This is a genomic window from Quisquiliibacterium sp. (assembly GCF_982640115.1).
The window spans coordinates 1-11,176 of the sequence record NZ_CEXFHW010000133.1; the positions used below are offsets into that span (position 1 = coordinate 1).

An 11,176-nucleotide genomic window follows, 5' to 3' on the forward strand; every position below is an offset into this window, starting at 1 on the left:
CGCCCAGCGCGAGCGCATCGCCATGCACGCCGGTGAAGTCCTTCAGGCCCACCGCGCAGTCGGCCACCGGCACCTGTCAGGGGCCGACCATCGGGTCGCGCGAGCACAGGCCGCCCACGCTGCGATCGCCAATGGTGATCAGGAAGGCCTTGCTGCCCACGGCCGGCACGCTCAGCACCTGTCGGGCCACCGTGACCAGGTCGAGACCCACGCAATCGACCGGTGGCAGCGTGCGCAGGCGGCGTTCGCCCGTGCGGTGCATGCGCGGCGGCTTGCCCAGCAGGACATCCATGGGCATGTCCACCGGTCGGCTGCCATCCTCGGCCCGCACCACCAGTTGCCCGTCGTCAGTGACCGTGCCGACCACCGCCCAGGGACAGCGCTCGCGTTCGCACAGACTCGCGAACCGATCGCGGCTGGCCGGCGCGATCGCGAGCACATAGCGCTCCTGCGATTCATTGCACCAGATCTCGGCCGGCGACAGGCCGCTTTCCTCCACCGGCACCCGGGCGAGCTCGAACACCGCTGCACGCTCCGCACCGTGCACCAGCTCGGGAAAGGCGTTGGACAGGCCGCCGGCGCCAACATCATGCAGCGACAGGATGGGGTTGGCCTCGCCCATGGCCCAACAGCGATCGAGCACCTCCTGGGCACGGCGCTGGATCTCGGGATTGCCGCGCTGCACGGAATCGAAGTCGAGCTCGGCACTGTTGCTGCCGGCGCCCAGGCTGGAGGCGGCGCCGCCGCCCAGGCCGATGCGCATGCCCGGCCCACCGAGCTGGATGAGCAGCGTGCCCACCGGCAGGCCGTGCTTGCCGACATGGCGGGCATCGATGTCGCCCACACCGCCCGCCAGCATGATCGGCTTGTGGTATCCCCACACCCGCTCGCCCACCTGCGCCTCGAAACTGCGGAAGTAGCCAAGCAGGCTTGGCCGGCCGAACTCGTTGTTGAAGGCGGCCGCGCCGATCGGGCCCTCGAGCATGATCGCCAGCGGGCTTGCGATCCGGTCAGGACGCCCGACCGACGATGTCGTGCCGGCCGGGGCGCCCGGGGCGGCCAGATCGGCGCCGCCTTCCCAGGGCTGCTCGAAGCCGGGGATGCGCAGGTTCGACACGCTGAACCCGGTCAGGCCGTAGCGCGGCCGCGAGCCGCGGCCGGTGGCGCCCTCGTCGCGGATCTCGCCCCCGGCGCCGGTGGCCGCGCCCGGGAACGGCGAGATGGCGGTGGGATGGTTGTGGGTCTCGACCTTGAGCAGGCTGTGCAGCAGCACCGGCTCGGCGCGATAGCGCCCGCCCTCGTCGGGCGGCCCGGCATGCCAGCGCAACGAGGGCGCGCCGGTGAGCACCGCGGCATTGTCGGCATAGGCCACCTCGGTGCCTTCCGGATTGACGGCATGGGTGCTGCGGATCATCCCGAAGAGGGTCTGCTCGCGCGGCTCGCCATCGAGCGTCCAGGAGGCGTTGAAGATCTTGTGACGACAGTGCTCGGAGTTGGCCTGCGCGAACATCATCAGCTCGACATCGCTGGGGTCGCGTCCGGCCGTGCGGAACGCCGCCAGCAGGTAGTCGATCTCGTCCTCGGACAGCGCCAGACCGAGCTCGGCATTGGCCTGCACCAGCGCCGCACGGCCCTGCGCACCGACCGCGACGCGCTGCATCGGCCGGCCGGGCAGAGGCCGGAAGAGGGCGGCCGGATCGGGCTCGGTCAGCAGCAGCGTCTCGGTCATGCGGTCATGGAGCAGCGCGCCAAGCGCGCGCAGCCGGGCCTCATCGGGGGCCCGCGTACCACCGAGCAGGCCGCCCAGCAGGCCGGCGCTGAAGCCCAGGCTGTAGCGCACGCCGCGCTCGATGCGCCGGATGAACGGCATGCCGCAGTTGCGCGCGATGTCGGTCGCCTTGCTTGCCCAGGGCGAGAGCGTGCCCAGCCGCGGCACGACCCAGACCGGCGTGGTCGAGGAGGCCGCGGCACTGGCTCGCACATCGAGCAAGGCGCGCAGGCGCTCGCGCTCGGCATCGTTCAGCCGGTGCTCGGACCAGACCAGGAAGACCTGCGCAGCCTCGACCGCATCCACCCGGGAATCAATCGCCTTCAGGCGCTGCAGGAGGCGGTCACGGCGCAGACCGCTGAGCGCGGGCGGACCCGGCAGAAGGAAGTGCTCGGACATCGGGGCTTCGGGCCGAAGGGCGGCGCCGGCAGGCGCGCGAAGCCGCGATTATAGGCTCGGCATCTGGCAAGGCCGGCGCTTTCCCGGCGCCCGCAACCCGGCCCGGGCGGGCCTTGTCGAGGCCCAGGGCGGAACTAATCGACAGTCAGCCGCCGAGATTCCTGTCAGCCTTGCGGGGCTGCTCGTCCGGCTTCGCAGCCTGCCCCCGACCCCATGACCCCATCTCCCAGCGCCACCGCCGCCGTGCCCGGACGGGTGAGCGCCAGCGCGCCGATGCCCGGCGCGCCCCGCCCGATCGAGCCGCTGCAGACGCTTGTCGACCGGATCCGCTCCGGGGGTGATCTGCCCGCCATGGGCAAGGCCGTCCGCGAGGTCAGCCAGCTCGTGGCCGGCGACCGCCAGAATCTGGCCGCCGTGGCGCGCGCCGTGATGAAGGACACCGCCCTGTCGCAGCGGCTCATGCGGCTGGTCAACTCGGCGCTCTATCGGGCCCCGTCCGCCGAGCCGGTCAGCACGGTGTCGCGCGCCTTGCAGATGCTCGGCATGGATGCCCTGCGCTCGCTGGCGCTCTCGCTGGTGATGTTCGAGCGGCTCGGGCAGAGCCGCATCGCCACCCGGCTCAGCGATGAATTCATCCGCTCCACCCTGGCCAGCCTGATGGCCCGTTCGGTGCTCACCCCTGGCAGCCGGCTCTGGGAGGAGGCGGGGCTGGCCGCGATGTTCCATCGTCTGGGCCAGGTGCTGGTGCTGTGCCACCTGCCTGATGAATCCGCGCGGCTGATCGAGCGCGCGCCCGACGAACCCCGGCCGCAGGTCGCGCGCGAGACCGCGCTGGCGGTGCTTGGCGTCACCTGTGAGGACCTCGGTCACGCGCTCGGCGAGGCCTGGGGCTTTCCGCCGGTGCTGCTCAGCGGTCTGCTGCGTTCGGCGGTCCGCGGCCCGGTGCCGCCCTGCCACAATTTCGAGCTCACGGTGAGGGTAGCCGCCAATCTCGGCGTGGAGATCTGCGAGATGGTGGACGAGCACGGACCGGCCGACGGCCAGGCCCACCAGGCGCTCGCCGACCGCTATCACGCCGCGCTCGGGCTATCCGGACAGGCCATGCAGGCCGCCCTCGCCCTGGCCACCGCGCACACCCGCGAGATCGGGCTCGCCATGGGCGTGGACATGACCCGCACGCCGTTCGGGCGTCGTCTGCTCGGGCTCGATCCCGGTCGGGCCCGTCGCGCAGGGGCTGCCGGCGGGCCTGATGGCGATCCGGCGAATGCCCCGGACACGGCCGCCGGCGAGCCGGACCCCGCGATGTCCTCGGTCCATGCACCTCGCGGGCAGCACGACCCCGGGGACGGAGACGGCGGCAGCGAGCCCGCCGACGGTGTCGGCGCCGAGAGCGGGCTCGGCAGCGAGGCGCAAGGCCAGGCCGAGGGGCCCCACGAGCCATCGACCGTCGGGTCCGTCAACCCGGACGCCGATTCGCCCGCGTCCCTGCCGCCGCAGGCTACGCCCACGCAGGCGCCTGCGCCCATGGGCGAGTCCGGGCCGCCTTCCGTGCCCACGCCTGACCAGATGTCTTCGAGCACGCCCCAGCCCGCGTCGCCCCCCGAGGATCCGCTCGCCATCACCCGCCGCATCGGCGCCCTGGCCGACACCCTGGCCGAGGTCTCGGCCATGCTCTGCCGGGGCGATCAGGGCGCGGCGGCGGTGCGCATCGTGATCGACCGGCTGCTGACGGTGCTGGCCTGCCGGCGGGTGGTGTTCGCCAGCTGGGATGCGAACCGCCAGCATCTCGTCGGCCGCTTCGGCGCCGGTGACATCGACGCGGGCCGGTTGCGCCTGTTCCGCATCCCGGCCGGTGATGAAGGTGACCTGCTCAGCGTGGCGGTCGCCAGAGGCGTAGACCTCCACATCGCCAACGCCGGCGCGCCGCGGGTGAGTGCCGGCCTGAGCGCCTGGCACCGCCGCCATTACGCACCCGGCAGCTTCCTGATGCTTTCGGTGGTGCTCGACGCGCGCACCGAAGCCATCGTGTACGCCGACAAGGCCATCCCGGCCGGATTCGAGTTCGACGAGGCCACCACCTCGCTCATGCGCGCGCTGCGCAACCAGACCGCACTGGCCCTCGCCGCACCCGGCGTCGTGGTCTGAGCGCGGATCCTGACAGGCTTCCACTACACTCGGGGTCCGAGCCGGCTGACTCGCAGCCGGCCATCCCATCCGGAGGCCCCATGAAGATCCTGAAGACCCTGCTGGCGAGCGCCGCGCTGGCGCTGGCCGGGCCCGCGCTGGCCCAGACCACCTGGAACCTGGCTGCCGCTTACCCCGCCGTCAATTTCCACACCGAGAACCTGGTGCAGTTCGCCGCCGATGTCGAGAAAGCCACCGGCGGCAAGCTCAAGATCGTGGTCCATGCCAACGCCTCGCTGTTCAAGGCGCCCGAGATCAAGCGGGCCGTTCAGGGCGGCCAGGCGCAGGCCGGCGAGATCCTGCTGGTGAACTTCGAGAACGAGTGGCCGATCTTCGGCATCGACGGCCTGCCCTTCCTGGCCGACAGCTATGACGAGGCCGCCAAGCTCGCCAAGGTCACCAAAGCAGCGCTCGATCGCAAGCTCGGCGAGCAGGGCATGCTTTCGCTCTATGGCGTCGCCTGGCCGCCGCAGGGCGTGTACAGCAAGCGCCCCCTGAACAGCACCGCCGACATGAAGGGCCTGAAGTGGCGCGCCTACAGCCCGGCCACCGCCAAGATCGCTGATCTGGTCGGCGCCCAGCCGGTGACCATCCAGGCGGCCGAACTCACCCAGGCCCTGGCCACCGGCGTGGTCGACTCCTACATCTCGTCGGGCGCCACCGGCTTCGACTCCAAGACCTACGAGCATGTGAAGTACTTCTACGACACTCAGGCCTGGTTGCCCAGGAATCTGGTGATCGTGAACCGCGCCGCGTTCAACGCGCTGGACAAGGCCACGCAGGACGGCCTGATGAAGGCGGCCGCCGAGGCCGAGGCCCGCGGCTGGCGGGTGTCCCAGGAGAAGAACACCTGGTACCTCGAGCAGCTCAAGGCCAAGGGCATGCAGGTGCTCAAGCCCTCCCCGCAGTTCGCCGCCGAACTGAAGAAGCTCGGTGATGTCATGATCGCCGACTGGCTGAAGAAGGCCGGCCCGGAAGGTCAGGCGCTGGTCGACGCCTACCGCAAGTGAGCCTGGCGTGCGCGAACTCCTCAGGCGTCTGATCGACGGCGCCGGCGCCCTCGCCGGCCTCTTCGTGCTGCTGATCTTCCTCGTGATGATCGTGTCCACCGTGATGCGCACCCTCGGCATGCGCACCGGCGGCACCGACGACATCGTGTCCTGGATGACCGCGGCGGCCGCCTTTTTCGGGCTCGCGCACACCTTCCGCCACGGCGATTTCGTCCGTGTGGTGCTGGTGCTCGACAAGCTCGGGCCCCGGGCCCGCCACTGGGCCGAACTGGCCGCGCTCGCGGTGGGCACGGTCTTCACCGGCTACATCGCGCTCTCGGTCACCCGCTATGTCGTCGACAGCTGGCGCTTCGGCGACATGGCCGGCGGCCTGGTGGTCATCCCCATCTGGATCCCGCAGTCGAGCATCGCCATCGGCAGCACCCTGCTCTTCATCGCCATGGCCGACCAGTTCGTGCATGTGCTCAGGGGCAACCGCCCCGACTACGTGGTGGCGGTCGAGGAACGGCATGCCCGCGGCGATTTCAGCGAGGATGTATGAACGTCGTCGAGGTCGGTTCATTCCTCCTGCTGGTGATGCTGCTGCTGCTGGGCGGCGGCATCTGGATCGCGGTCACCCTGGCGCTGGTCGGCTGGATCGGCATGGCGCTGTTCGCCAACCTGCCCGCGGTGGTCTGGGGCAAGAACCTGTTCTCGGCCCTGTGGGAATCCAACGCCTCCTGGGAGCTGGCGGCGCTGCCGCTGTTCATCTGGATGGGCGAGATCCTCTTCCGAACCCGGCTCTCGGAACAGATGTTCGAGGGCCTGTCGCCCTGGCTCAACCGGGTGCCTGGCCGGCTGATGCACACCACCATCCTGGGCTGCGGCATCTTCGGCTCGGTGTCCGGCTCGTCGGCAGCCACCTGCGCCACCATCGCCAAGGTGGCCCTGCCCGAGCTCGCCCGCCGCGGCTATGACGAGCGCATCGCCCTCGGCTCGCTCGCCACCGCGGGAACCCTCGGCATCCTGATCCCGCCCTCGATCACGATGGTGGTCTATGCGGTGGCGGCCGACGCCTCGATCATCCGGATCTTCCTGGCGGGCTTCATCCCGGGCCTGATCCTGATGGTGCTCTTCTCGGGCTACATCGCGGCCTGGTCGCTGCGCCATCCCGACAAGGTGCCCCCCCCCGATCCGCCGAGCAGCCTCATGGAGAAGCTGCGCCGATCGGGCAGTCTCATCCCGTGCGCGCTGCTCATCCTGTTCATCGTGTGGGTGCTGGTCGCCGGCTGGGCCACCGCCACCGAGTGCGCGGCCTATGGTGTGCTCGGCTCGCTGGTGATCGCGGCGGCAAGCCGCTCGCTGACCTGGGCGAGCTTTCGCGACAGCCTGATGAGCGCCACCCGGGTGTCGTGCATGATCATGTTCATCCTGGCCGGGGCGGCCTTCCTGACCAAGACCATGGCCTTCACCGGCATCCCGCGCGAGCTGGCCGAATGGGTGCACGGGCTGGGGCTGTCACCGCTCGCGCTCATCGCAGTGCTATCGCTGCTCTACCTGGTGCTGGGCACCGCACTCGACGGCATCTCGATGATCGTGCTCACCAGCGCCGTGGTGCTGCCCATGATCCAGAAGGCCGGCTTCGATCTGATCTGGTTCGGCATCTTCATCGTGCTGCTGGTGGAGATCGCCGAGGTCACACCCCCGGTGGGCTTCAACCTCTTCGTGCTGCAGAACATGACCGGCAAGGACAGCACGGTGATCGCGCGCGCCGCGATCCCGTTCTTCATGTGCCTGCTGCTGTGCATCGCCCTGATCACGGTCTTCCCCGAGATCGTCACCTGGCTGCCCGACGCCGTCATGGGCAAGGACCGCTGAGCCGTGTGATGCCTTTGCGGCTGCGCGCCAGCGACCCACCGTTGCCCCGCGCTGCGGGAGCGCGCCGGTGAGTCTTGCGATGCTGCGCACCGCCACGCTGCGCCGCTTCGAGGCCGAGGCGATCGCTGCGCTGCCCCCCGGCACCCTCATGGATCGTGCCGGTCGGGCGGTGGCTGCGGCCGCGGCACGCATCGCCCGCGAACGTCCGCGCGGCGCGCCCATCCACCTGCTGGTGGGCCCCGGCAACAATGGGGGCGACGCGCTCGTCGCGGGCCTGCACCTGCACGCATGGGGCTTCCCGGTGCAGGCCTGGTGCCTCACCCGTGCCGCGCCGAGTGCCCCGGATGCCCTGAACGCCCATCAGCGCTGGCTGGCCACAGGCCTTGCGCTGCACTGCCTCGCCGATCTTCCGGCAGCGCTCAGCGCCGGCGGCGTTCTGCCCTCGCCCGCCCTGGTGATCGACGGGCTCTTCGGCATCGGACTGACGCGGGCGCTGGACGCGACGGCGCGTGCCGCGGCGCAGGCGGTCGCCGGCGCGGGCGTCTTTCTGCTCGCCATCGACCTGCCCTCCGGCCTGGATGCCGACACCGGCGAGGTGGTGGGCGGTGACCTGGCCGGCGCCTTCCGCGCCGATCTCACGCTCAGCCTGCTTGCCGACAAGCCGGGACTGCGCACCGGGCAGGGTCCTGCGCTCGCCGGCGAGGTGCGCGTCGATCCGCTCGGGGTGCTCGTCCCTCTGCCTGCCGACGGCCTGCTGCTTGACCTCGACAGGGCGCGCTCCCTGGTGCGCCCGCGTCCGCGGGTCTCGCACAAAGGCTCCTTCGGCGGGGTCGTGGTCATGGGCGGAGCACCGGGTCTGCAGGGCGCCGCCGTGCTGGCAGCCACCGCCGCCCAGGCGAGCGGCGCCGGCAAGGTCTGGCTAGCCTGCCCGGAGGCGGTGCCGCTTGCCGGGAATGCTCCCCAGCTCATGAGCCGGTCCTTCGATGCCGCGGCTGATGATGTCGAGGCCGTGATCATCGGCTGCGGGCTCGGCATGAGCGCCAGGGCATCCGCCCGACTGCGCACCGCGCTGGCTGAAGCGCAGGCCTGCGTGGTCGATGCCGACGCGCTCAACCTGATCGCGTCCGACCCGGTGCTGACGCGCGCTCTGGCCGCGCGGCAGGGCCCGACCGTGCTGACTCCCCACCCGCTCGAGGCGGCCCGGCTGCTTGGCATCAGCACCGCTGCGGTCCAGTCCGACCGGCTGGCGGCGGCCCTGCGCCTGGCTGAGCAGCGCCGGGCCGTGGTGCTGCTCAAGGGTGCGGGAACGATCATTGCTACAGCCTGCGGACGATGGGCAATCAACACCACCGGCTCTGCAGCCCTGGCCACCGGCGGCACCGGCGATGTGCTCGCCGGGCTGATCGGGGGCCTGCTCGCCCAGTCCTACGCCGCCTGGGAGGCGGCCTGTCTCGGCGCCTGGCTGCATGGCCACGCGGCCGATCTCTGGCGGCTCGACCATCCCCATGGCGCCGGTCTGGATCCCGCCCACCTGCCCGCGCTGCTGCCCGGCGCCTGGCCCGCACCCGAGGACCCGCATGACCCCCATTGAACGCCATCAACGCATCGGCATGCTGCAGGCCCAGGCCAGCGCCGCCCGCAACGTCCGTCTGCTCAGCCTCTTCGAGCGCGAGCCGCAGCGGGTGCACTCGTTCACCCTCGAGGCGGCCGGCCTGTGCCTCGACATCAGCCGCCAGCGGCTGTCGATGGCCCAGCGACTCGCGCTGCTCGACTATGCGGTGGCGGCCGGCGTGCCCGCCCGGCGCGACGCCCTGCTGGCCGGGGCGGTGGTCAACCCCACCGAGCACCGACCCGCATGGCACACCGCGCTGCGGGCTCCCGCCGGCGCAGGGCAACCGGCCGAGGTGGCCGAATGCCTGCAGCGCATGACCCGTTTCGCCGCGGCGGTGCGCGGCGGCGAGTGGCGTGGCGAGCGTGGCGAAGTCCTGAGCGATGTGATCTGCGTGGGTATTGGCGGCTCGCATCTCGGGCCGCAGCTTGCCAGCGAGGCTCTCGCGGCCCATGCTGCCGGCGGCCCGCGGCTGCATTTTCTGTCCAATGTCGACCCCGCAGCCTGGCAGACCCTGCAGGCTCAGCTCGACCCTCACCGCAGCCTGGCGATCATTGCCTCCAAGTCCTGGCGTACCCTCGAGACCGCCCGCAACATGGACGCCGTGGTGGCCTGGTTCGAGGCGGCCGGCATCTCGCGCCCCGGGCTGTCGCGCCACCTCGCGGGGGTCACGGCGGCACCCGCACTCGCGACAGCCAGCGGCATTGCGGCCGAATCGCTCTTCCCGTTCTGGGACTGGGTCGGCGGCCGTTATTCGCTCTGGTCGGCGATCGGCCTGCCGCTGATGCTGGCTGTCGGTCCGGCGGGTTTCCAGTCGATGCTCACCGGCGCCCATGCGATGGACCGCCATTTCGCGCAGGCGCCGCTGGGCGAGAACGCGCCCGTGGCACTCGCCCTGGTCGCCTTCTGGAACCGCCTGCTCGATCCGGCCGCCACCGAGGTGGTCGCGCCCTATTGCGAGCCGCTGCGCCGGCTGCCCAGCTACCTGCAGCAGCTGCAGATGGAAAGCAACGGCAAGTCGGTGGACGAGACCGGCCACGCCCTCGACTGGCATACCGCCGCGGTCACCTGGGGCGCGGCCGGCACCGATGCCCAGCACTCCTTCTTCCAGGCACTGCACCAGGGCACGGCAGCGCACCCGGTGGAGTTCGTCCTCGCCCTTCCCGACCGGCCCGACCCGCAACGCCGCGACGAAGCGCTGCTGGCCAATGCGATCGCGCAAGCCCAGGCGCTAATGCTGGGTCGCAGCCGGGAGGCGGTCGAGCATGCCTTGCGTGCCGCCGGCATGAGCGAGGCCCAGGCGGCTCAGGCGGCGAGTCATCGCGTGCATGCCGGCGACCGCCCCTCCACCACGCTGCTCATCGGCAGGCTTACCCCGCAGACCCTGGGCGCGCTGATCGCCCTCTACGAGCACAAGACCGCCGTGCTGGCCTGGCTCTGGGGCATCAATCCCTTCGATCAGTGGGGCGTGGAGCTGGGCAAGCAGATGGCCGGGCCGATCGAGACCGCGCTGCGCGCAGCCCGCGAAGGCGATGCCGGCGCGGCAGGCGCCATCGCCGATCCCGCGACCCGTGCCTGGGTGGAGCGGCTCGGCGCCGCGCTGCAGGCCGACGACCTCATCCGCAGTGCCGCGGCGCCGCGCCCCGGCGATTGAACCAGGCTCGCGCGCGGCAGCCCTCCAGGGCTGCGGCTCAGGCCTGGACGAGACGCCCCGCCTTGAGGGTCAGCCGTTGCCGGCAGCGCGCGGCCAGGCCCTCGTCGTGGGTGACCAGGACCAGCGTGGCCCCGACCTCACGATTGAGCGTGAACAGCAGATCGATGATCCGCTCACCGGTGGCCGCATCCAGGCTTCCGGTGGGCTCGTCGGCCAGCAGCAGGGGAGGCGAGCCCGCGAAGGCGCGGGCGATGGCCACCCGCTGCTGCTCGCCACCCGAGAGCGTGCGCGGATAGTGGCCGGCCCGCTCGGCCAGCCCCACCCGGTCGAGCAGCTCGCGCGCGCGCTCGGCAGCCGCCGCCTCGCCGGCGAGCTCGAGCGGCAGCATGACATTCTCGAGGGCCGTCATCTGCGGCAGCAGCTGGAAGTTCTGGAAGACGAAGCCGACATGCCGGGCACGCCAGGCCGCGCGGCCATCCTCGTCGAGATCGAAGAGGCTCTGCCCGCCGACCACCACACGCCCGGCACTGGGCAGATCGAGTCCGGCCAGCAGACCCAGCAAGGTGGACTTGCCCGAGCCCGACGCGCCGACGATGGCCGCGGTGTCGCCACGGGCCACCCTGAAAGAGACATCCTCCAGGATCGACAACCAGCCATCGGCGTCGCGCACCCGACGCCCCAGCCCCTCGACGATA

At 71.3% G+C, this 11,176-nt stretch carries 7 protein-coding genes and 1 pseudogene; 6 read left to right on the plus strand and 2 right to left on the minus strand.

The features are described from left to right. A pseudogene (gene purL / locus AC2H6A_RS14025) lies at nt 1–2,167 on the minus strand (phosphoribosylformylglycinamidine synthase); the annotation flags it as partial. Nucleotides 2,168–2,380: 213 nt separating this feature from the next. Here purL and AC2H6A_RS14030 point away from each other — a divergent pair. The 6 genes from AC2H6A_RS14030 (at nt 2,381) to pgi (ending at nt 10,481) form a co-directional block, all read left to right on the plus strand. Continuing rightward, nucleotides 2,381–4,312, plus strand: coding sequence for an HDOD domain-containing protein (locus AC2H6A_RS14030; protein ID WP_484274217.1), 1,932 nt, complete (start codon nt 2,381–2,383; stop codon nt 4,310–4,312). An 80-nt stretch (nt 4,313–4,392) separates the two neighbouring features. Then, nucleotides 4,393–5,361 carry a TRAP transporter substrate-binding protein gene (locus AC2H6A_RS14035; protein ID WP_484274218.1) on the plus strand — a complete coding sequence of 323 codons (969 nt, stop codon included), beginning with the start codon at nt 4,393–4,395 and terminating at the stop codon, nt 5,359–5,361. A 7-nt stretch (nt 5,362–5,368) separates the two neighbouring features. Continuing rightward, the gene (locus AC2H6A_RS14040) at nt 5,369–5,902 is read left to right on the plus strand and encodes a TRAP transporter small permease (protein WP_484274219.1); all 534 of its coding nucleotides are present in this window, start codon (nt 5,369–5,371) and stop codon (nt 5,900–5,902) included. Further along, entirely contained in the window at nt 5,899–7,218 is a 1,320-nt protein-coding gene (locus AC2H6A_RS14045) for a TRAP transporter large permease (RefSeq protein WP_484274220.1), read from the plus strand. Before AC2H6A_RS14040 ends, AC2H6A_RS14045 begins: the two co-directional genes overlap by 4 nt. Before the next feature lie 67 nt (nt 7,219–7,285). After that, nucleotides 7,286–8,809, plus strand: a complete 1,524-nt coding sequence (locus AC2H6A_RS14050; protein WP_484274221.1) for an NAD(P)H-hydrate dehydratase — start codon at nt 7,286–7,288, stop codon at nt 8,807–8,809. Continuing rightward, complete coding sequence (gene pgi, locus AC2H6A_RS14055; protein ID WP_484274222.1) at nt 8,796–10,481, plus strand: glucose-6-phosphate isomerase; 1,686 nt, start codon at nt 8,796–8,798, stop codon at nt 10,479–10,481. The genes AC2H6A_RS14050 and pgi overlap by 14 nt, the downstream gene beginning before the upstream one ends. 37 nt (nt 10,482–10,518) lie before the next feature. Here pgi and AC2H6A_RS14060 read toward each other — a convergent pair whose 3' ends face one another. Next, a complete protein-coding gene (locus AC2H6A_RS14060; RefSeq protein ID WP_484274223.1) occupies nt 10,519–11,175 on the minus strand; it encodes an ABC transporter ATP-binding protein in 657 nt (218 codons plus the stop codon). Nucleotide 11,176: the final 1 nt, after the last annotated feature.